Raw genomic sequence first — 19,957 nt, forward strand, 5'->3', positions numbered from 1 at the left:
CATGCGGCGCGTGATCGCCGTGGGCGGCAACGCCCTGTTGCGCCGGGGCGAGCCGCTGTCGGCCGAAAATCAATGGCGCACCATGGCGGCGGCCGCCCCGGGGCTGGGCCGGGCGTGCGACGGTCACGAGATCGCACTGGTTCACGGCAACGGTCCCCAGATCGGCCTCCTCGCGCTGGAGGCGGGAGCCTATGAGGCGGCCCCTGGCTGGCCGCTCGACGTGCTAGGAGCGGAATCCCAGGGCATGGTCGGCTATGTCATCGCCCAGGCGCTGCGCAACGCCCTTCCCGCCCGCGAGGTCGCCGTGGTGCTGACCCAGACGCGGGTGGATCCCGCCGATTCCGCCTTTCTTCGGCCGACCAAGCCGATCGGCCCGGTCTATGCGTCGGACGTGGCCAAGGCGTTGGGCGCGGCGCGGGGCTGGACCTTCGCGCCCGACGGCTCCGGACTGCGGCGCGTCGTCGCCTCGCCCACGCCGCTCGAGATCGCCGAGGCGGCGACCATCGCCCGGCTGGTGGGGGCCGGCGTGATCACCGTCTGCGCCGGCGGCGGCGGCGTTCCGGTCGCCGACGCCCCGGACGGGTCCCGCCATGGCGTCGAGGCCGTCATCGACAAGGATCTGGCGGCGGCCCTGCTGGCCGCGCGGCTGGACGCCGACGAACTGCTGATCCTCACCGATGTCGATGCGGTCTACCTCGACTGGGGGCGGCCCCATGCGCGGGCGGTTCGGGACGCCCGGGCGGAAGACCTGCTGGGCCGCGACTTCGCCGAGGGCTCGATGGCGCCCAAGGTGCGCGCCGCGTGCGGCTTTGCGCTTCAGACCGGGCGGCCCGCCCTGATCGGGACGCTGGACGACATCGACGGCCTCCTGGCCGGCGCATCGGGCACCCGTATCCGACCCTGACATCGTTCGGAATGGCGTCGCTGTGCGGCCGACGAAGCTCGGCCGGACGTCACCCCGCGCGCCGGGCCTTCACCCGGACGCCGTCCCGCACCTGGTCCGAAGGAAAGACCACCAACGAATCGCCGTCGGCTGCGCCCTCCAGAATTTCCGCGTCCCGGTCCGTGATCGCCCCGACCTTGACCGGACGCAAACGCGCCCTGCCCTGCTCAATCCGGAACACGGCCCATCCTCCGCTGTCGCGCACCAGCGCACCGGCCGGGGCGATCACCGCCGACGGGGTTTCGTGCAGGAACACCCGTCCCCAGACGCGATAGCCGGGCGCGAGCCCCGCGCGGCCGGATTCGGGACCAGTGAAACGCAGCATGACCCGCGTCCGCTGCTCCTCGATCCCCAGAGCAGATATCTTGGTGAAGGCCTGCGGCTCGACCAGCCGCACCTCGGCGGGAAGGTCTGTGGCGCCGCCCCAGTCATAGATTTCGGCCCGGTCGCCCGGCCGGATCCTGACGGCGTCCTGGGACAGGAATTCGATCTGCGCTTCCAGCCCTGCGGTCGCCCCGACCTCCACCAGCGGCGTGCCGGCGGCGACGTCGCGCTCGCTCTGCTGCAGCAGGGCCGTCACCACGCCGGATGTCGGGGACGTGATGGGGATCAGGCCGGCGCCCGCTGCTTCGGGACCGGTCAAAACCGCCTGGGCCGCCGCCACATCCGCGCGCCGGGCGAGAACCGCCGCGTCACCCGCCCGAAGCGCCTCGCGCGCGGATGTGGCCGCCGCTTGGGCGTTCTCCAGACCCTGGCGTGAGACGACGCCCTGCGCCGCCAGCGGCTCCAGCCGCGCCTGCGCCCTCGCCGCCCGGTCAGCCTCGGCCCTGAACTGAAGGCGCTGCGCCTCGGCCTGGGCCAGCATCGCGCGCGCAGCTGAAATGGAGGCCTCGGCCTGGGCGCGCATGCGTGGATCGAGAAAGGCAGAACGCGCGGGGCGCAGGGTCGCCACGACCGTGCGCCCCGCGATCACGGCGTCGCCCACCTCAAGCGGCAGCCGGGTCAGATGACCACTGACCGGGGCCGACACGACATAGGCTTGACGAACGCGCGCCCATCCCTGGTCCGAGACGGTTTCCGCGATCGGCCCGCGATGCACGGCGGCAGCCTCCACCGTGACCGGACGGGGCGCGAACAGGACCGCCAGAATCGCCGCGGCCGCGAGCGCCAGCCCCCCCATGACGATCCAGCGTGTGTTGCGTTTTGCGGCCATGATTACTCCCGGGTCTTGAGGGCGGCGACAAGGTCAAGGCGCCAGATACGCTGACCGACGAGAACGGCGGCGGCCAGGACGGCGGCGAAATAGACGCAGACGGCGACGCCGTAGCCGTGCGCGGTGATGATCATCGGAAGTTGCATCTCCTGCTCCGCAAAGGCCGCGACGAGCGTCCTGGCGAGCGCCACGCCGCCAATGACGCCGAGAGGCATGGCCACGAGGGCCAACAGGAAGAGCTCACCCAGCAGGATGTAGGCGCATTCCGACTGGTCGAGGCCGAGAACCCGCAGGGTGGCCAGATCACGGCTGCGATCGGCGAGCGCGATCCGGGCGACATTATAGGCGACTCCGAAAGCGATGGCGGCGGCGAAGCCCGCGAAGAAGGTCATCTCGTCGTTCAGGATGCGCATGAAATTGGTCCGATACGCCTCGACCGTATCCGCGCGTGACGCGGCGCCCACGATCGCGGGCGCGCCCACGACGGAGCGGTAGAATTCGGCGCGACGGTCGCTCGCGACCTGGAGGGTCACCAGATTGACCAGGTCTCCCTCGCCCATGATCTGGCCGAGCGCCCGGCGGTCCATATAGGTGGAGAAGCCCGCGTAGTCCCGCGTGGTCCCCGTAACCGGCAGCACCACCCGGGGGCGCCGGCCCTCGCTGACCTCGAGTTCCACCAGGTCGCCCGGCTTGACGCCCATACGTCCCGCCAGCGATTCCGAAAGGATCAAGCCCCGCCCCTTGAAGGGCACGCGGCGATCATCCACGTCGATGGGCAGGGAGAGCACCGCGTCCGGCTCAAGGCCGGCGACGTACCCCTGTTCCTCGCGACCGTGGGCGCGGATGCGCGCGGCGGCGTAGCGCTCGCCTTCGGCCGCGACCACGCCCGGCAGGCATCGAACCTCCGCCACCGCGACCACGCCTCGGTTCTCGGCGAAGGCCACGGCGTCCGTCCAGTGGCGCGCCCGGAAATAGGCCTGGTCGATCACCTCGTTGAGGCTGCCGAACATGAATTGCGAACCGACCAGCAGAGCCAGGCTCACCGCCAGGCCCAGCAGCGTCGACACGGCCCGGGTCGGAAAACGCTCGAGATTGCGGACAATCATCCGGCTGGACTGGTCCAGCCGCTCCCACAACGGAATCCGTTCAAGGAAACCTTTGCGATAGGCCGCCGGGGCCGGCGGGCGCATGGCCACCGCCGGGTCGAGGCGGGCGGCGCGCCTGGCGGCGAACAGCGATCCGCCCAGGGCGGCCGCGACGGAGAAGACCGAGGCCACAAGAAAGGCCTGCCAGGAAAACTGCAGGTCGAGGCGCGGAAAGCGCATGTACTGCGCCAGAAGCTCGGTGATGACCCGGCCCATCCAGGCGCCCAGAAGTCCGCCCCCGATCGCTCCGACCACGCCGATCAGCGCAGCCATCTTCAGATAGACGGCCGCCGCGTCGATGTCGCCGTAACCAAAGGCTTTCAGCAGGCCGATCTGTTCGCGCTCGCTCTGCACCAGACGCCCCAGAACCATCTGCACCAAAGCCGCCGCCACCAGTAGAAACACCGGCGGAATGACCCAGGCGACAATGCCGAACCGGTCGATGCGATCCTGCTGGAACCGGTTCGAGACCTGGTCGGCGCGCCCCACCGCCGGAACCCCTCCATAGGGAGAGAGAATGCGGTCGACCGCCGCCAGAACGGCCGCCTCGCGCGCGCCCGCCGCAAGCTTGAGCGAGACCATGGCGAAGGCGCCGCCCAGGCCCGTCACCTTCTCGACCGTGGTCCTCGGCGCCCAGAACACGCCCTGGTGCGCTTCGTCCGGCATCATGGAGGCGGGACCGGGCACATAGACGAACTCCGGCGACAGGGCTGCGCCGACCACCTTGAAGGCGACCTGGCGACCGTCGATGACCATGGTCACCCGTTCGCCCATCTGAATGTGCGCGGCGTCGAGAAAGGTCTTGAGCGCCAGGGCCTCGTCGGTCCGCCCGGGCTCGGGATACCGGCCCTCGATCAGGACCAGCTTGTTCAGCGCCTGCCGCGGATCGTCCGGAAGAGAGATCAATTGGGCCGTGGCCGGACGCGTCAGCCCCGGGATCTGCATCAGGCCGTAGTTCACCGCGCGGGCGTCCACCGCGACGACGCCGTCGATGGTCGCCAGTTCCCGGGCGGCGGCCAGGGGCGCGCGCTTGACGCGGGCGAAGACGTCCGCAAACCGGGTCGTCTCATAGTAGCGGCCCTGGGCGACGACCAGCGCCTCCTGGGCCGAGAAACTCATGACGGCGACCGAAACCCCGCATGTGATCAGCAGGGCGATGGCGAGCACCTGCAGCCGCATGCGCCAGAGGTCGCGCAGGAGCTTGCGATCCAGCGACGAAGGTTTCACCAGCGCATCTCCCGCGGCGCGATCTTGCGGCTGTTCCGGATCGTCTCGGCGATCTGTCCATCCCGGAACTTGACGACCCGGTCGGCCATGTCCGCGATAGCGGCGTTGTGCGACACGATCAGGGTGGTGGCTCCCACGGCGGCGGTCACTTCCGCGATGGCTTCCAGGACCTGGATCCCGCTCTCGCTGTCGAGCGAACCGGTCGGCTCGTCGCAAAACAGCAGTTGCGGCCGTTTTGCGATGGCGCGGGCCACCGCCACGCGTTGCTGCTGCCCCCCGGACAGCTGCGCCGGGAAATGATCCATCCGATCGGCCAGCCCCACCCGCTCCAGCGCCTCTTCCGGCGACATCGGGTCGGTCGCGATTGCGGTGATCAGGGCCACATTCTCCCGGGCCGTCAGGCTCGGCACGAGGTTGAAGAACTGAAATATGAAACCCACGGACGCCCGTCGGTAGCGGGTCAACGCCGCGTCGGACGCGCCCGTCAGCTCGAAGGTCCTGAATTTCGCCGAGCCCGCCGTCGCACGATCCAGACCCCCGAGGATGTTGAGCAGGGTCGATTTTCCCGAACCCGAGGGACCGATCAGCACCAGGGTCTCGCCTTCGCGGATCTGGAAATCGACGCCGCGCAGCGCATGCACGGCCCCGGCCTCGGTCTCGTAGACCTTGGTCAGACCCTGGATGTCGAAGGCGATCGCGACGTCAGAGGCTGCTAAGGGAGAGGACATGAAGCTTGAGACCAGGCGGACCCTTTCCGGGCATGTTCGGACAATGCCACTTCGAGCGAAGGCGCGACTTGATGGAGGTCAACAGACGCGTCGGGGAGTGACTGCGGCGGGATAGGCCGGCGAAGGGCGGAGGCTGCGGCGCGTGATCTGCGTCAACAGGAGAGACGCTGCGCGGAACGCCGGTCTGACCCGAGCCCGCGCCCAACACGACCGGCGGATGCGGGGTCGGGCCAAACAGCGATGAGACGGGCTCCCGGGTGCGCAGAACCTAAGAGGCCGGTCTGTGGCCGGCCGTCAGTCGGCGGGCGTGGCGATCGACCTCGGCGCAACATTCCTTAAACCGTATGGGAGCCAGTCCTGGCCCGATGGCGCCGAAGTTGTGACGATCCGCGATCTCCAGACCGGTCATGAGCGAGAGATGCTCATCGAACTGTTTATGCATGGCGGCCCAGGCGCCGCTGCGCTCCACCCAGTCCTGAGGCGCGCCGGACGAGGTGAAGCTGACAAGCTTGCGCCCGACCAGCAGAGGTTGATTGCCGCCGCGCTGGATCGGCGAATAGCCAAAGCCCATCCCGAAGACGCGATCCACATAGCCCTTCAGCATGGCCGGCGGCGCATTGAACCAGAGCGGATAGAACAGGGCGAAAACATTGGCGTCGCCGATCGCCTGGCGCTCGCGCACGACATCCGCCCGAGGCGCGTAACCGGGATGGTCCGGCATCTCCCGCGCGCGCATTCGCGGATCGAAGCCCAAACGATAGAGGTCGCGCACCTCCACGACCGCCCCGTCGGCGCGGCACGCGTCCGCAAAGGCGGTCGCCATCGCCAATGTGAAGCTGCGGCGGCGAGGATGGGCGGCGATGACGGCGATGTGGAGGGACTGGGTCATGATCCAACCATGCCCCACCGACGGGCGGCGGCCTTGATCTCGCTCAAGGCGGGGCGTTTCGATCGCCTCCGTACCGACCCTTAGGGGCCGCTCCTGAATGTCGCGCAGATTGGCGGCTCTCTACTCAGATCGGGTCAGACAGGGAGAACCAGACGATGAGCGCCGCTGAAAGCTTCGCCTCCGCCCGTTCGATCGGCCACGACGCCTGGATCGGCGCGGCTCGGATGAGTTTCGCCGAGGGCAAGGAGATTTACGCCCAGGACGAAGACGCCGACCTGATCTACCGCGTGATCCGCGGCGCGGTGCGGACCTCCCACCTGCTGGCAGATGGACGCCGCCAGATCGGCGACTTCTACTACGAAGGCGAAGTGTTCGGCCTGGAGTTGTCGTCGGCGCACCGGTTCTCGGCGGAAGCCCTCACGTCTTGTGAAATCGCCATGATCCGTCGAACCTCCCCGGCGTCCGGCCGTGACGTCCAGGTCGACCGGCTGATGTGGGCGGCGGCGGGGTCGGAGCTGGCTCGGGCGCAGTCTCACATGCTGCTGCTTGGCCGGACCACTGCCGCCGAGAAGGTGGCCCGCTTCCTTCTGGACGTCCAGGCGCGGTGCTCGGGCGACGCGGCGATCCTGCCGATGAGCCGGCAGGACATGGCCGACTACCTCGGCCTGACCATCGAAACCGTCTCACGCATGCTGAGCCGGTTCCAATCGGAGGGCTTGATCCGTTTCGCCGGCGCGCGCCGTTTCAACGTCGTGCGGCCGACGAGCCTGGCCGCCAGCGCCGCATTCTGAACCGCCGTGCCGCCAAACGTGCTATATCGCCCCCAAGACGTGGAGCACGGGAAGGGGTGTTGCAGATTCAGTCGTCGATCCTGCGTCACACCCCGGGCCGCTGGGGCTATGCGGTGGCGGTCTTCGGCGCCCTGATCGCCCTGCTCCTGCGTCTACTGGCTGATCCGGTCTTCAATGACCGAAGCTTCCTGCTGCTCAACGTCCCGGTGATGCTCGCGGCGGCCGCCTTGGGCGGACGAGGCCCGGCGCTACTGGCCGCAGGCTTGTGCCTGCTCGGGAGCGTCCTGGTCTTGGGTGAGGCTTTCTGGCTCGGCCCCGCCAACCGGATCGAGGCCTTGGTCTTCCTCGTCATGGGGCCGGCGATCGCAGTGGTGGGGGAGCGACTGTGGCGAGGCGCCCGCGAGGCCGAAAGCCGGCAGGCGCAACTGCAATCCATTCTGGAGACCGTGCCGGAGGCCATGATCGTCATCGACGAGGCCGGGATCATGCAGTCGTTCAGCCCGACGGCCATGCGCCTGTTCGGCTGGAGCGCCGAGGAAGCGATCGGCCGGAACGTCAGTCTTCTGATGCCTGAACCCTACCGCCACGAGCACGATGATTACCTCAGCCGCTACCAGACCACGGGGGAACGTCGCATCATCGGCCTCGGCCGCATCATCGTCGGTCAGCGCAAGGACGGCTCCACCTTCCCGATGGAATTGGCGGTCGGCGAGGCGCGGATCGGAACCGGCCGCTTCTTCACCGGATTCGTCCGGGACCTGACCGAACGGCGGGCGCAGGAGCGGCGGCTTCAGGAGTTGCAGTCCGAGTTGGTCCATGTCTCCCGGCTCACCGCCATGGGGGAGATGGCCACCGCCCTCGCTCACGAGCTGAATCAGCCCCTGTCCGCCATCGCCTCCTACACCATGGGGTCAACGACCCTGCTCGCCTCGCCGAAGCCGGACCTGGACAAGGTGCGGAACGCCTTGTCCGCCGCCGGAGATCAAGCCCTGCGGGCCGGCGACATCATCAAGCGCCTGCGGGAGTTCGTCGCCAAGGGCGAGACCGAGCATGTGCTGGCGGACCCCGTGAAACTCATGGAGGAGGCGAGCGCCCTCGCCCTCGTGGGCGCCAAGGACCAGGGGATGCGGGTCGATCTCGCCTTTGACCGGAACACCGGCCCCGTCATCGTCGACAAGGTGCAGGTCCAGCAGGTCGCCCTAAACCTGATCCGCAACGCGATCGACGCCATGGGGGATGCGCCGAAAAGAGCGCTCCATATCGCCGTGGCGGAGGACGACGGCGATATGGTCCGCTTCACGGTCTCCGACACAGGGCCGGGCGTTCCGGAGACTGTTCTTGAGCGGCTGTTCCAGCCCTTTGTGACGACCAAGCCGGACGGCATGGGCATCGGCCTGTCGATCTGCCGCGGCATCATCATGGCACACGGCGGCCGCATCTGGGCCGAGAATCCGCCGGAAGGCGGAGCCCGATTCATCTTCACCTTGCCGACAGCGGACCAGGAGACCGCAGATGAGTGACCGAATCCATGTCATCGACGATGACGACGGCGTTCGCCAGGGGCTGGCTTTTCTTCTTGAGGCCCACGGGCTCGACGCGCAGTTTCATGCTTCAGCGACCGCCTTCCTGGCCGATGTCGAGGACCGGGGTGCCTGCATCGTGACGGACATCCGCATGCCGGAAATGACGGGTCTCGAACTCGTGAAACGGCTCCGCGACGAGGGCGATCAGACGCCCGTGGTGGTGATCACCGGACACGGCGACGTACCCTTGGCGGTCCAGGCGATGAAGGCCGGCGTGCACGACTTCCTGGAGAAGCCCTTCAGCGACGCACACCTGGTCGACGCCGTCAGGTCGGCCCTCGCCGAGCGGCCGCAGCCGGACGCCGCCCGGCGCGAGGCCGAGGCCCGGCTGTCTTCGCTGTCGCCCCGCGAACGGGACGTCCTGGCCGGAGTCGTGGAGGGCAAGCTGAACAAGGTGATCGCCTTCGAACTGGACATCAGCCCGCGGACCGTCGAGATTTATCGCGCCAATCTGATGAGCAAGACCGGCGCGCACAACATGGCGGAGCTGATGCGGATCGCCCTGGCCGCCGGCCTCTGACTTGCGCCAGATCAATGCGGTTGGACGGCAGACGCCTTAACCAAAGGCTTCACTTTGAAGCCGTCCATGTCTCTATCTCCACCACCGGTCGTTCTGCTCGTTGAAGACGACCCCGCTGTCCGCGCCGCGCTCGCCTTCGCCCTCGAAACCAGGAATTTCACCGTCGTCCTGGCCGTCAACGCCGCCCATGCGCTGGCTCAGGATGTCGAATCCGCCGCTGCCCTGATCCTTGACCAGAATCTTCCCGATGTTCAGGGGCTCGAGCTTCTGTCCTTGCTCCGTCAGCAAGGGGTAGCGGGGCCTGCCGCCCTGATCACGACTCACCCGCCCACGGACCTGGAGAACCGCGCGCGGGCCGCAGGCGTCCCGATCTTCGACAAGACCCGGCTTCATGATGGTCTGTTCGCCTGGCTCGCCGACGTGGTCCGGCCCTAGTCCGGCGGATTTCGGGCCGCGCCTCGTCCGCGCATGACTTGGATCAAACGCCGACCTGCCGGCGAAGGGTAGCTTGGCCGACAACCACAAGGAGATCGCCATGCCGCTGCAAAGCCAGGACGCGCGCGACGCTGTTCGCGCGGCTCATCACCAGATCGGGAACAGCCTGCAGTCTGTCGTCAGCCTCCTGCGCCTCGAAGGGCGTTCGGCGCGGCCGGAAGCCGCCGGCGTCCTCCTGGAAGCAAGTCGCCGGGTCCAGACCGTCGTGCGTCTACACCAGCGCCTGCAGGAGAATGGCGGGACCGTCCGCCTCGACGATCTGCTCGGCGACGTCTGCAGGGACGTGGCGGAACTCGACGCGTTGGATCGGGACGCCGAGATCCACATCGACGTCCACCCCTCCACGATGGACGCCCAGCGCGCCTCGGCTCTTGCGGCGGTCACCGCGGAATTGGTCGGCAACGCCCTGGAGCATAGCCTGGCGCGACGCTCCGGCCGGATCTCCGTCCTGCTGGCTCCTGCCGGAGAAAGCCTGATGCTGACCGTGACGGACGACGGAGAAGGCGCGGCCGGCGGTCGGCTGCCGGAAGGGTTCGGCCTGTCGCTGGTGCGCAGCCTGTGTCGTCAGTTGGAAGGCCAGTTCGCCTATGAGACAAGCGGTTCCGGAACGTGGGTCCGACTGGTCCTCCCTGTGTGAAGCCTGGCTAAACAGTATCCAGCCGGAAACGACGGGGCGCGCTGCGGCCGTCGCTCACCGTCACAAGACTCAGGCTTTCCGGCGAGAAACGGAAAAGCGCCACGGCGTTGGAGGCGGCGCCGAAGGCATGCTGATCGCGTCTGCGCTTCGCAACCAGGTCGTTGACGTGCGCGACGAGCTCGAGGTCGACAACCTCTGCGGCGCGCCCGGTCATGGCGACGCCCAAGGCGTCCGCTGAGTCGGCGCCGGACCGCACCACCGCCGCCGTCCGGTCGTCCGCCGCCAGACGCTCGGTCCGAAGACTGTCGCGCGCAGAGACGAAATAGAGGATCAGGCCTTCGTTCACATAGCCGACCGTCGCCGCCCAGGGGTAGCCGTCGGCGCCGTTGACCGCGACCGTCGCCAGCCTCTGGCTGTCAAGGAGGCGGACCGCGTGGCGAACCACCTCGGGCGGCGCGGGAAGACGCTCGGTCACGGCGTGCGCTCCTCCGCCTGGAGCGATTCCAGATAGGCGATCAGGTCGTCGATCTCGCGCGCCCGGAACACATAGTCCGGCATCGACGGATGGTCGGCGATCGCGCCGTCGACGAAGCGGTTCTCAAGCTCCGACAGGGACCGTCGTCGCACGATGTCGCGAAAGGGCGGGGCCGTCTCCATCGGACTGGTTCCGGTCCGCGCCACGGCGTGGCAACTGGCGCAGGTCCGCCGCGCCACCCAGCCGCCCCGATCGGCCGCGTCCTGCTGGACCGTCCGCTCGACCGTCGGCTCCTGAGCGGCAGCCGCCGCTGCGAGATTGATCAACACCAGGGCGACAAGATGAACGCGGATCATGGGCTGTTTCTCCAATTGTCAGCTTGGCTCTTGTCCGAGGCGGCGCGTGTTCGGGGGCGAGCGCGCCTCAGGCGTCCGGACGTCGGCTGCGCCAGGCGGCCCACCCCGCAAGGGCGGCGAAGGCGGTCAGACCAGCGAAAATCGCGCCGCTCGTCACCGGCCGCGCGCGCGCCTGATCGCCCAGATGCTCCGCGCCCGCCTCGACCTCGCGTCTCAGGCGCCGCATTTCCCTGCGCCCCGCCTTTCGCCAGCGCTTGGCGGACTTCCGCAAGGCCGCCGTTCGCTCATCGACGGCATCATGCAGACGGGCGGCGGCATCGTGGGGGTTATGGGTTTCAGACCGTTCATGGGACATGGAAAACTCCTTTCATCGGAGGATCATGGTCGTTTGGCCGACGATAACCTTGACCGATATCAAGATGCTCTGAAGCCCCCTCCATAGGCTCGCAGAATACCGGGCGAGCCGTTCGCGCCCCTCGATGACGAAGAAGCGCCAGGGCTGCTGGTTCATGCCGCTGGGCGCCCAGACGGCGTCCTCGACCACCCCCTGGATGAGATCGCAACCGAGAGGGACGTGGCGGTAAAGACGGACCGCCCGGCGGCCTCGAATGGCGTCACGCGCGTCCATGACGCCCTCCCGGTCGCGACGGCCTAATGCGACGCCTGGATGGCGACGGTCCGTGTCGTCGCCTGGCCGTCCTTGGGCGCGGAAATCTTCAGCACGCCGTCCTTCATCACCGCAGTGATCTTGTCGGCGTCGACGCTGCGCGGCAGGACGATCGAGCGCGAGAAGGCGCCGTAGCTGCGCTCGGACAGGCGATAGTCCTTCTCCTCGACGGTCTTCTCCGCCTTCTTCTCGCCGCTGACGGTGAGCACCTCGTCCTCGACGGCGACCTTGACCTCCGCCTGGGTCAGGCCTGGAAGCTCGATGCTCAGCTCGAGGCCGTCCTTGGTCTCCGTAACGTCCATGCGCGGCGAGAGGGCGAGGTCGGAGCCGATGTTCCAGCCGGCGAAGCGGTCGAACAGTCGGTCGAATTCCCGCTGGATCGGCCCCAGGGGACCAGGAACGGCCGACCTGGCGGGAACGGAAGGCGATGTCGGGTGGGAGGCCATGAGAAAATCTCCTTGAATGGCTTGAACGCCACGACAATTCCCGATGCGCCGCCGACGCGTCTTGATCAGGGTCAAATCAGCTCGAATATCCCGTCAGCGGCCCCAGCAGCCGCCCCCGGCCGAGACGCTCGAACCAGGTGTCGAGCGCATGGTCCGGTTCCCGGGTCAGGTCCTTGCCGATCGTGCGCGCCACAAGCGCGACCCGGCCGTCGCGGAACCGGCGTCGCAGCGGCCCGATCAGTTGCGGAGGCGCAGCCAGGACCACGCCCTGAAGCCCGCGCCGTCGCACCAGTTCCACGGCGCGGCTCGCGACAGTGGCGACGAAGGCCTCCTTGGCGGGGCGCAGATAATCCTCCCGTCCGACGGCGTGCCGCAGCCGCCCCACGCTGTTGAAGGTTCGGGCCGGCGGGCTGGCGCGGAGTTCGCGGCGCAGACGACGGAGCGAGGCCGCATTGTCGATGGCCTCCAGGGTGACGAAGGCGCCGGTCTCGACGTCCCGTTCCACGAACCGGGCGCGCCCGCCGTCGGCCAGCACGAAGAGCAGTCCCTTGCGCATGACGACCTCACCTCCCCCCGGCTTCGACCGGCCATAGCGTGCGTAGCGCACCCGGCGAATGTCGAATGATCTTGTCGACCTCGCCCGGATCGAGCCGCTTGGCGGCGACCGCCAACACGGCCTGCGCGGCCGCAATCGTCTCGCGCGGAAACCCGGGCGGCAGCCGGCCTTCGACGTCGTCGAGGAAGGTCTTGAGGTCCCGCGAGCCGCCGGCCTCCTCAGGACGCCAGCCTTCCAGGACGAAACCTCGCATCAGCATCGGCAGCTGCGCCGACAGGCCAAGAACCAACGCCAGCGGCAGCCGGTCGCGCAACCCCTGCAGCACGGCGCGCGTGGCCCCGTAGGCCTCGACCCGACTGCACGGCGGCAACCGCGTCTCGACGGCGCGCAGCCATTCATTCGTCTCCTGGACCGTCGTGTCGAAGACGGGAAGCCCGGTGCTCATGACGTCCTCCTCCTTTCGTCGCAGCATCGACGCCTGCCGGACGGCCGCCTTGATCTCGGTCAAGCGCCGTCGGTCACAGCAGACGACCAAGCCGTTGCAACAGCGCCGTCCGCGCGCCGTCGTCCGGCTGCGCCTGCAAAACCTCGTTCAGGCGCACCAGGAAGTCGGCCCGATCATTGTGCCAATCGAGCCGCGCCGCCTGTCCCGGCGCCAGGCGCGGCCGCCCCCCGACCAGGCGCTCGGCCGAGGTCTTCGTCAGGACGAAGGCGTCGTCCATGGCCGGGACGGCCGTTCTCCATCCTCCGTCGGCCAGCCTTGCGCGCAGGGCCTCCAGCGCTACGGGTTCGCCGTGGTCGAGCAGGACGCTTCCTCCCACCTGTCCGCGCGCCTTCAGCCAGTTCACGAGATCCGTCGCGTCGGCGTGGCCGGAATAGGCGTCAAGGGTGCGAATCCGCGCCCCGACCCGGATGTCCTCGCCCTGGATGCGGAGGATCGGCCGGCCCTCCAGCAGCAGGCGGCCAAGCGTTCCCGCCGCCTGGAAGCCGGTGATCAGCACCGTCGTCTCCCGTCGCCACAGCAGCCGCTTCAGATGGCGACGGATCCGGCCGGCGTCGCACATTCCGCTGCCGGCCAGGATCACGTGCCAGCCCCGTATGCGCTCCAGGCCGTCGCTCTCCTGCGGCCGCTGCAGATGATGCAGGCGCGTCGCATGACGCAACGTCTCGAACGGATTGGAGCCGGCGTCCGGATTCCAGCCCCGCCGCAGGAAGACGTCGGTCGCCTCAATGGCCAGCGGCGAGTCCAGGTAGATTTCCCCGGCGAGCGCGGGGTCGGCGTCCATGACGGCGAGGAGGTCGAGGATCAGCTCCTGCGCCCGTCCGACCGCGAAGGTCGGCATCAGCAGCGGCCCGCCGGCCGCCTGGGCCGCCCGCAACTCCTCGGCCAGCCCTGCGCGGCGTCCCTCCAGGTCGAGATCCTCGCGGTCACGGTCGCCATAGGTGCTCTCCAGGATCACATGGTCCACGTCGCGGGGGCCGTCGGGTGCGGGCAGGAAGGGCTGGCGCCCCGAGCCCAGGTCGCCTGAGAACAGCAGGCGGACGGTCTCCCCGCCTGCCGCGATCGCCAGTTCGATCGACGCCGCGCCGAGCAGATGCCCGGCCGGCCACCAGGTCGCCTCCATGCCCGGCCCCGCCGCGAACCGTTCGCCGAACTTCACCGTCTGGAACAGGCGCAGCGCGGGATCCACGTCGACGGTCGAATAGATCGGCTCGACCGGCTTTTCGCCGCGACGCAGCTTGCGTCGGTTCAGATGCTCCACCTCGCCTTCCTGGATCTCGGCGGAGTCGGCCAGCATCACCTCGCACAGATCGCGCGTCGCGCGGGTGGCGTAGATCGGCCCGCGATAGCCGGCCCGAACCAGCTTGGGCAGCAGGCCGGAATGGTCGATGTGGGCATGGGTCAGAAAGACGCCGTCGATCGAAGCCGGGTCAAAGGGAAAGGCTTCGTAGTTCAACGTCTTCAGCGTCTTCGGCCCCTGGAACATGCCGCAATCCACCAGGAACCGGCCATGGTCGGTGTCCAGCCGCATGCAGGAGCCGGTCACGCACTCCGCCGCGCCGTGGAAAGTCAGGGTGAGGCTCACGCGCAGGATCTTTCCATCACGGCGTCAGTGCGCCAGGACCAGGCTCGGCCCGTCCGCGTCCTTCAGGAAGGCCCGCGTGGCGCCGCCGAACATAGTCTCGCGCAGCCGCGAATGACCGTAGGCGCCCGCGACCAGCAGGCCCGAACGGCGGGAGCGCGCGGCGCCGACCAGGGCCGGCCCCTCCTCACCCTCCACCAGAACCGCGACCCCTTCGCCGACGCCATGGGCCTTCAGATAGGCGTTGAGCCGATCGACATCCGGGTCAGCTGTGGACCTGTCGAGGCCGGACACGCACTGCAGGATATGAATCTCCGACGCCATGGCCAGAAGCGGCAGGGCGGCGCGGACGGCCCGCCCCGCCTGCGGGCTGCCGTCCCAGGCGATGGCGGCCGGGCCGTCCAGCCTGGCTGGATCGCCACGGCCGACCAGGACCGGCGCGCGCAGGTCGAGCAGGATCTGGGCGAGTGCGTCGCGCCCCGCGCCGGCCGCATAGGCCTGTCCCATGACGACCAGGTCGCACAGGGCCAGGATGCGCGTCAGCGCCAGGGCCGGCCGCAGCCCGCGCTCCAGCACCGCCATCCGGGGGGCGCCGTCGCCGGCGCCGAAGACCACGTCATGGGCGGCTGCGGCACGGGCGGCCGTCGCCTCGATGCGGCGCTGCAGTTCGAGCTGCGCCCGGGCCAATTCGTCGATCGCCTCCTGCGACAAGGTGGAACCGAGGGTCAATCCCAGCGTCACCATGTCCACGGCCATGTCCGGATAGACCGGCAGAACCTCCACACTCCCCTCGTGCTGGGCAGCCAGGGCCGCCGCGAAGGCCAAGGTCTCGCCGTCGCCAGCGCCCCCGTCCGTGATCGCCACCAAGCGCTTCAGGCTCATGTTCCGCTTCTCCCTGATGACCGACACCCTGGGCGCGCCCTCCGGCCTCCACCTTGATCAATGTCAATCGGCCGCTTGACCCTGATCAAGGCCCCCTCCCCGCAAGGCGTCATCCTCCTGTCCAAGGAGAACGCCATGACCTACGCCAGCCTGATCGTCGCCGTGGAGTCCGGAGAGGCGGGCGACGCCGCCGTCCGCCAGGCCGTTGAACTTGCCGCGCGGTTCTCGGCCGCTCTGACCGGCGTGTGCACCGTGGCCGTTCCGCCGCTGATCGGCGACGACCCCTTCACCGGCGGCGCCGCGCTCACGGTCTTGCTCAGCGACTACGAGGCGACCGCCGAGGCGGAGCTCCTGACGGCCGAAAGACGGTTTCGCGCCTTGGCCGAGGGTCTCGCCGTCGATTGGCGCGGCCGGATCGGATGGCCCGCCTACGTTCTGATCGAGCACGCCCGCCTCGCGGACCTGATCGTCATGCCGGGCCGCATCCCCAGGCCGCCCTATGGCCGGTCGAACCCCGTCGATATCGTCATGAGCGCCGGACGCCCGGTCCTGATCGTCCCTTCCAGTGCGGGCCCGGCGCTCGGCCGGCCGGCCCTGGTGGCCTGGAAGGACACGCGGGAGTCCCGGCGGGCGGTCGCCGGCGCCGTTCCCCTGCTCAAGCAGGCGTCGGCCGTTCGTCTGGCCCAGGTCTGCGCCGGGGAGGATCGCGGCGACGCCCAGGCCGCGCTCGTCGAGGTCGCGACCTTTCTCGCGCGTCACGGGATCGAGGTCGATATCGAGATCCTGTCCGCCGAAGACGCTGCGGCAGGGAACCGGTTGCTGGACCACGCCAGGGAGACAGGTTGCGGCCTTCTGGTCGCCGGCGCCTACGGTCATTCCCGTTTGAGGGAGTGGGTTCTCGGAGGCGTGACCCGATCGCTTCTGGATCGGAGCGACCTGTGCCTGCTCCTCGCGCACTAGGCTCGCCAGGACGCATGCCGCCAGACTTCGCCGACGCCTGGGACGTCGCGGCGTCCCCGCGAGACAGGCGCGGCCTCGAGGAGGCCGAAGCGCGCCGCCGTCTCGAGAGCGGCGGGCCGAACAGCCTTCAGCAACCTGAAAACCGAACGATACGGGCCAGCGTCTACGACGCGGCGCGCGAGCCGATGCTGCTTCTCGTGGCCGCGGCGGCGCTTCTCTATCTGGTGATCGGCGATCATGGCGAGGGCCTCTTCCTGATCGGCGGCGTGGTGGTGACCCTCGCCTTGGTTGTCGTGCAGGACCTTCGCGGCGAGCGCGCCCTGGCGGCGCTGCGGACCCTCGCCCAGCCGTCCGCGCGCGTCATCCGGGACGGTCGCGAACGCCGCATTCCGACCCAGGATCTCGTGCCCGGCGACCTCGTCCTCGTCGGAGAGGGTGAAAGACTCCCGGCAGATTGCCGCCTCCTCGGGGGCGACATGCTGGGCGTGGACGAATCCGCCCTGACGGGGGAATCCGCCACAGTGCTGAAGACGCCCGGCGGCGCGGGCGACGATGCGCGCCTGTTCGCGGGAACCCTGATCGTGCGAGGGCACGCGGTCGCCGAAGTGGTCCTGACCGGAGCTCGCACGGCGCTGGGGCGGATCGGCGGCGCCTTGGCCGAGATGGACGACGAGCCCACGCCCCTGCAACGGTCGTCCGGGCGGCTCGTGCGTCTTCTGGGCCTGGCCGCCCTGGTCTTCTGCGCCCTGATCACTGCGGCCTACGGCCTGACGCGCGGCGACTGGATGGAGGCGATCCTGGCGGGGATGACCTTCGCCATCGCGCTGATCCCCGAGGAATTCCCGATGATCCTCACCGTCTTCATGGCCCTCGGCGCCTGGAGGCTGGCGCGCCACAATGTCCTCGTGCGCCGCGCCGCCGCCGTTGAGGCGCTCGGCGGCGTCACCCTGCTGTGCGTCGACAAGACCGGAACCCTGACCGAGAACCGCATGGAGCTGGTCCGGCTGACGGTCGACGGCGTCGACCATGCGATCGCCGACGGCCTGCCCGCCTCCGGCGCCGCCGTGCTGAGAACCGCCGCCCTGGCCTCGGCGCGCCGGTCGATCGACCCCATGGATCGGGCGGTGCTGCGCCTCAGTGCGGCGCCGGAGTCCGACCCGGTCAGGAGTTGGCCGCTGCGTCCGGAGAAGCCTGTGGTCGTGCAGCTCTGGTCCCGACCGGAGGGCGCGTTCGCGGCCGCCAAGGGCGCGCCGGAAGCCGTGTTCCGGCTGTGCCGCCTGACCCCGGACCAGGCCGCCGCGCAGCTTCGCGCGGTGGACCGCCTCGCCGGCGAGGGCCTGCGCGTGCTCGCCGTCGCCGCCTGCCGGACCTCGGAGTCTTTTCCTGACGATCCCTGGGAGGCCGTCTTCATCTACGAAGGCCTGCTGGGCTTTGTCGATCCGCTGCGCCCCGACGCGGCTGCAGCGCTGCGGGACGCGTGCGAAGCCGGGATCGCCGTCGCCATGATCACCGGCGACCATCCGGCCACGGCTCTGGCCATCGCCCGCGAGGCCGGTCTGGACGAGACGGCCGGCGTCATGACCGGCCAGGACGTCGCCGCCTTGTCGCAGGAGGCCCTTCCGAGCCGCGTCAGGGACGTTCGCATCTTCGCCCGGGTCACACCCGACCAGAAGCTGCGGCTGGTCCAGGCCTTCAAGGCGGCGGGCGGCGTGGTCGCCATGACCGGAGACGGCGTCAACGACGCCCCCGCTCTGGAGGCGGCCCATATCGGCATCGCCATGGGACGGCGCGGCACGGATGTCGCGCGCGAGGCGGCGGACATCGTCCTGCTGGACGACCGGTTCGCCTCCATCATCGGCGGAGTGCGGCTCGGACGCCGCATCTTCGCGAACCTGCAAAGGGCCCTGACCTATGTCACGGCCATCCACGTCCCCATCGCCGGCCTCGCGCTCGCGCCGGTCCTTCTGGGCCTGCCGCCGCTGCTGTTTCCCCTCCATGTCGTTCTGCTCGAGCTTGCGGTCGATCCGATCTGCGCCCTGGTGTTCGAGGCCGAACCCTCCGAGCGGAACGCCATGCGCCGTCCCCCCCGTCCGGCGGGATCGCCGCTGTTCGGACCGAGGCAGGTGATCGCCGCCCTGGCCCAGGGCGCGGGCGTCCTCGTCCTGGTCCTCGGCCTGTATGTCTGGGGCCTGTCCTGGGCGACCGAGGCCGAGGCGCGGGGCGCCGCCTTCCTGGCCCTGATCGGGGGCAATCTGATGCTCGGCCTGGTCGATTCCGCCGCCTCAGCGCGCATCTTCGCGCGCCAGAGACGCGCCTACTGGGTCATCGTCCTGCTCATGTCGGGGGCGATGAGCCTCATCTTCTCCGCGCCGCCCCTCGCCCGGATGTTCGCCCTCCAGCCGCCCGGCCCTGCGCTTCTGGCCGCCGCAGTCGCGGTCGCAGTCCTGGGCGGCGGGTGGGCCGTGCTGGCCCGTCTGGCCGGCGACTTCATGGGGAAGGACCGGAGTCCTGGGCACAGGGCGGCCGTCCCGGAGACCGCGCCGCTCAGTGGATGAGCAGGCAGGCGAGTCCGGTCTGCTGCAACAGCGCGTGGGTGACGCCGCCCAGGACGACTTCCCTCAGTCGGCCGCGACTATAGGCGCCCGCTACGATAAGATCGCTGTCGTCGTCTTCGGCGATCTGCAGCAAGCCTTCCGCCGCATCGGCGTCCGCTATGTCTGTATTCTGCCAGCCCTCCGCCGGCAATCCGTGCCCCTTGAGGAAGTCGACGGCGTCCGCCAGTTGGGGTGCGGTCGTCCCCTCCCCCAGCGCCGCCACCAGGATACGGTCGGCGCGCGACATCAGCGGCAGTCCGGCGGATAGAGCGAGGCGCGCTTCGCGCGAGCGCTTGTAGCCGATCAGGACCCGTCTGAACCGCAGGGTCTCGGCGGACCTCGGCACGGCCAGCACCGGTCGGCCGGCCTGGAGGACCAGACGGCTCAGATCCGCCTGACCCAGATCGGTGTCCAGCGCACGGTGCTGGCGGGTCACGATCAGGTCGCAACGCGCCGCCTGGTCGAGCAGGAAGGCCGTCACATCGAGAACCCCGGCGCTGCGGAAGTCGAGCGCGAACCCGTCGGCCGCCTCGCACAGGGCCTGTTGGAGCGACTCGATCAGGTCGTACATCTCACGCTCTCGCGCCTGCGCCTGTGCGAGGGGAAAGGCTGCGGCGACGAAGGGATCGGGCAGCCGCCCAGGGGCGGCGGCGACGAGATCGCGCACCTGGTAGTCCCGGGCGAACTGCAGAAGCGGCGGCGCGAAGCGCAGCGGCGCGTCGCCGTCATCGAGGTGGAACATAACGCTGCGCAGGGTCATAGCCGT

General features: G+C 69.3%; 22 protein-coding genes. 8 read left to right on the plus strand and 14 right to left on the minus strand.

What is annotated here, in order from left to right; translation table 11 throughout:
• Position 1: 1 nt before the first annotated feature.
• On the plus strand, positions 2–904 hold the full coding sequence (locus tag GYM46_RS00425) for a carbamate kinase (protein ID WP_008259999.1): 903 nt from the start codon (positions 2–4) through the stop codon (positions 902–904).
• Positions 905–953: 49 nt separating this feature from the next.
• On the opposite strand, the gene GYM46_RS00430 is transcribed toward GYM46_RS00425, so the two are convergent.
• The 4 genes from GYM46_RS00430 to GYM46_RS00445 form a co-directional block, all read right to left on the minus strand.
• A complete protein-coding gene (locus tag GYM46_RS00430; RefSeq protein WP_008262208.1) occupies positions 954–2,156 on the minus strand; it encodes an efflux RND transporter periplasmic adaptor subunit in 1,203 nt (400 codons plus the stop codon).
• Between the two features lie 2 nt (positions 2,157–2,158).
• Complete coding sequence (locus GYM46_RS00435; protein WP_008264177.1) at positions 2,159–4,528, minus strand: ABC transporter permease; 2,370 nt, start codon at positions 4,526–4,528, stop codon at positions 2,159–2,161.
• Entirely contained in the window at positions 4,525–5,256 is a 732-nt protein-coding gene (locus GYM46_RS00440; protein ID WP_008260740.1) for an ABC transporter ATP-binding protein, read from the minus strand. The genes GYM46_RS00435 and GYM46_RS00440 overlap by 4 nt, the downstream gene beginning before the upstream one ends.
• Positions 5,257–5,524: 268 nt before the next feature.
• Complete coding sequence (locus tag GYM46_RS00445; protein WP_040349430.1) at positions 5,525–6,145, minus strand: NAD(P)H-dependent oxidoreductase; 621 nt, start codon at positions 6,143–6,145, stop codon at positions 5,525–5,527.
• 155 nt (positions 6,146–6,300) lie between these two features.
• On the opposite strand from GYM46_RS00445, the gene GYM46_RS00450 reads away from it, so the two are divergent.
• The 5 genes from GYM46_RS00450 (at position 6,301) to GYM46_RS00470 (ending at position 10,171) form a co-directional block, all read left to right on the plus strand.
• Positions 6,301–6,936 (plus strand): helix-turn-helix domain-containing protein, encoded by a 636-nt coding sequence (locus tag GYM46_RS00450; protein WP_008263400.1) that lies wholly within the window; start codon positions 6,301–6,303, stop codon positions 6,934–6,936.
• Positions 6,937–6,995: 59 nt separating this feature from the next.
• Positions 6,996–8,456, plus strand: coding sequence for a sensor histidine kinase (locus GYM46_RS00455; protein WP_008259660.1), 1,461 nt, complete (start codon positions 6,996–6,998; stop codon positions 8,454–8,456).
• Positions 8,449–9,039: a response regulator FixJ gene (gene fixJ, locus GYM46_RS00460; protein ID WP_035306590.1), complete on the plus strand. Its 591-nt coding sequence runs from the start codon at positions 8,449–8,451 to the stop codon at positions 9,037–9,039. The genes GYM46_RS00455 and fixJ overlap by 8 nt, the downstream gene beginning before the upstream one ends.
• A gap of 66 nt (positions 9,040–9,105) precedes the next feature.
• Positions 9,106–9,474: a response regulator gene (locus GYM46_RS16985; protein WP_081836113.1), complete on the plus strand. Its 369-nt coding sequence runs from the start codon at positions 9,106–9,108 to the stop codon at positions 9,472–9,474.
• 73 nt (positions 9,475–9,547) lie between these two features.
• On the plus strand, positions 9,548–10,171 hold the full coding sequence (locus GYM46_RS00470) for a sensor histidine kinase (protein ID WP_008264069.1): 624 nt from the start codon (positions 9,548–9,550) through the stop codon (positions 10,169–10,171).
• 7 nt (positions 10,172–10,178) lie between these two features.
• On the opposite strand, the gene GYM46_RS00475 is transcribed toward GYM46_RS00470, so the two are convergent.
• The 9 genes from GYM46_RS00475 to GYM46_RS00515 form a co-directional block, all read right to left on the minus strand.
• Positions 10,179–10,646, minus strand: a complete 468-nt coding sequence (locus GYM46_RS00475) for a pyridoxamine 5'-phosphate oxidase family protein (RefSeq protein WP_008258822.1) — start codon at positions 10,644–10,646, stop codon at positions 10,179–10,181.
• Entirely contained in the window at positions 10,643–11,002 is a 360-nt protein-coding gene (locus GYM46_RS00480) for a c-type cytochrome (RefSeq protein ID WP_008260903.1), read from the minus strand. The genes GYM46_RS00475 and GYM46_RS00480 overlap by 4 nt, the downstream gene beginning before the upstream one ends.
• A 67-nt stretch (positions 11,003–11,069) precedes the next feature.
• Positions 11,070–11,228 carry a hypothetical protein gene (locus GYM46_RS00485; RefSeq protein WP_008259103.1) on the minus strand — a complete coding sequence of 53 codons (159 nt, stop codon included), beginning with the start codon at positions 11,226–11,228 and terminating at the stop codon, positions 11,070–11,072.
• Positions 11,229–11,369: 141 nt separating this feature from the next.
• Positions 11,370–11,630 carry a nitroreductase family protein gene (locus tag GYM46_RS16990; RefSeq protein ID WP_008259074.1) on the minus strand — a complete coding sequence of 87 codons (261 nt, stop codon included), beginning with the start codon at positions 11,628–11,630 and terminating at the stop codon, positions 11,370–11,372.
• 23 nt (positions 11,631–11,653) lie between these two features.
• Positions 11,654–12,115, minus strand: coding sequence for an Hsp20/alpha crystallin family protein (locus GYM46_RS00495; protein WP_008261884.1), 462 nt, complete (start codon positions 12,113–12,115; stop codon positions 11,654–11,656).
• Between the two features lie 76 nt (positions 12,116–12,191).
• Positions 12,192–12,671, minus strand: a complete 480-nt coding sequence (locus tag GYM46_RS00500; protein ID WP_008261598.1) for a host attachment protein — start codon at positions 12,669–12,671, stop codon at positions 12,192–12,194.
• 7 nt (positions 12,672–12,678) lie between these two features.
• Positions 12,679–13,179, minus strand: a complete 501-nt coding sequence (locus GYM46_RS00505; protein ID WP_008262406.1) for a DUF2267 domain-containing protein — start codon at positions 13,177–13,179, stop codon at positions 12,679–12,681.
• Between the two features lie 10 nt (positions 13,180–13,189).
• Positions 13,190–14,758: an MBL fold metallo-hydrolase gene (locus GYM46_RS00510; RefSeq protein ID WP_035306601.1), complete on the minus strand. Its 1,569-nt coding sequence runs from the start codon at positions 14,756–14,758 to the stop codon at positions 13,190–13,192.
• A gap of 24 nt (positions 14,759–14,782) precedes the next feature.
• Positions 14,783–15,637, minus strand: coding sequence for a universal stress protein (locus GYM46_RS00515; protein ID WP_050771617.1), 855 nt, complete (start codon positions 15,635–15,637; stop codon positions 14,783–14,785).
• Between the two features lie 135 nt (positions 15,638–15,772).
• Here GYM46_RS00515 and GYM46_RS00520 point away from each other — a divergent pair, with 135 nt between their 5' ends.
• Positions 15,773–16,597, plus strand: coding sequence for a universal stress protein (locus GYM46_RS00520; RefSeq protein ID WP_040350019.1), 825 nt, complete (start codon positions 15,773–15,775; stop codon positions 16,595–16,597).
• Positions 16,598–16,611: 14 nt separating this feature from the next.
• Entirely contained in the window at positions 16,612–19,152 is a 2,541-nt protein-coding gene (locus GYM46_RS00525) for an HAD-IC family P-type ATPase (RefSeq protein WP_008264200.1), read from the plus strand.
• Here GYM46_RS00525 and GYM46_RS00530 read toward each other — a convergent pair.
• On the minus strand, positions 19,142–19,951 hold the full coding sequence (locus tag GYM46_RS00530; RefSeq protein ID WP_050771616.1) for a universal stress protein: 810 nt from the start codon (positions 19,949–19,951) through the stop codon (positions 19,142–19,144). The two genes, GYM46_RS00525 and GYM46_RS00530, sit on opposite strands and share 11 nt — an antisense overlap.
• Between the last annotated feature and the right edge of the window lie 6 nt (positions 19,952–19,957).

Origin of the sequence: Brevundimonas mediterranea (genome assembly GCF_011064825.1) — a bacterium.
GTDB lineage: Bacteria > Pseudomonadota > Alphaproteobacteria > Caulobacterales > Caulobacteraceae > Brevundimonas > Brevundimonas mediterranea_A.

What these genes read in the sequence shown, in the direction of transcription:
- GYM46_RS00425 (WP_008259999.1), top strand. Translation starts at nt 2, where the DNA reads ATGCGGCGCGTGATCGCCGTGGGCGGCAACGCCCTGTTGCGCCGGGGC.
- GYM46_RS00430 (WP_008262208.1), bottom strand. Translation starts at nt 2,156, where the DNA reads ATGGCCGCAAAACGCAACACACGCTGGATCGTCATGGGGGGGCTGGCG.
- GYM46_RS00440 (WP_008260740.1), bottom strand. Translation starts at nt 5,256, where the DNA reads ATGTCCTCTCCCTTAGCAGCCTCTGACGTCGCGATCGCCTTCGACATC.
- GYM46_RS00445 (WP_040349430.1), bottom strand. Translation starts at nt 6,145, where the DNA reads ATGACCCAGTCCCTCCACATCGCCGTCATCGCCGCCCATCCTCGCCGC.
- GYM46_RS00450 (WP_008263400.1), top strand. Translation starts at nt 6,301, where the DNA reads ATGAGCGCCGCTGAAAGCTTCGCCTCCGCCCGTTCGATCGGCCACGAC.
- fixJ (WP_035306590.1), top strand. Translation starts at nt 8,449, where the DNA reads ATGAGTGACCGAATCCATGTCATCGACGATGACGACGGCGTTCGCCAG.
- GYM46_RS16985 (WP_081836113.1), top strand. Translation starts at nt 9,106, where the DNA reads ATGTCTCTATCTCCACCACCGGTCGTTCTGCTCGTTGAAGACGACCCC.
- GYM46_RS00480 (WP_008260903.1), bottom strand. Translation starts at nt 11,002, where the DNA reads ATGATCCGCGTTCATCTTGTCGCCCTGGTGTTGATCAATCTCGCAGCG.
- GYM46_RS00485 (WP_008259103.1), bottom strand. Translation starts at nt 11,228, where the DNA reads ATGCGGCGCCTGAGACGCGAGGTCGAGGCGGGCGCGGAGCATCTGGGC.
- GYM46_RS16990 (WP_008259074.1), bottom strand. Translation starts at nt 11,630, where the DNA reads ATGGACGCGCGTGACGCCATTCGAGGCCGCCGGGCGGTCCGTCTTTAC.
- GYM46_RS00495 (WP_008261884.1), bottom strand. Translation starts at nt 12,115, where the DNA reads ATGGCCTCCCACCCGACATCGCCTTCCGTTCCCGCCAGGTCGGCCGTT.
- GYM46_RS00500 (WP_008261598.1), bottom strand. Translation starts at nt 12,671, where the DNA reads ATGCGCAAGGGACTGCTCTTCGTGCTGGCCGACGGCGGGCGCGCCCGG.
- GYM46_RS00515 (WP_050771617.1), bottom strand. Translation starts at nt 15,637, where the DNA reads ATGAGCCTGAAGCGCTTGGTGGCGATCACGGACGGGGGCGCTGGCGAC.
- GYM46_RS00520 (WP_040350019.1), top strand. Translation starts at nt 15,773, where the DNA reads ATGACCTACGCCAGCCTGATCGTCGCCGTGGAGTCCGGAGAGGCGGGC.
- GYM46_RS00525 (WP_008264200.1), top strand. Translation starts at nt 16,612, where the DNA reads ATGCCGCCAGACTTCGCCGACGCCTGGGACGTCGCGGCGTCCCCGCGA.
- GYM46_RS00530 (WP_050771616.1), bottom strand. Translation starts at nt 19,951, where the DNA reads ATGACCCTGCGCAGCGTTATGTTCCACCTCGATGACGGCGACGCGCCG.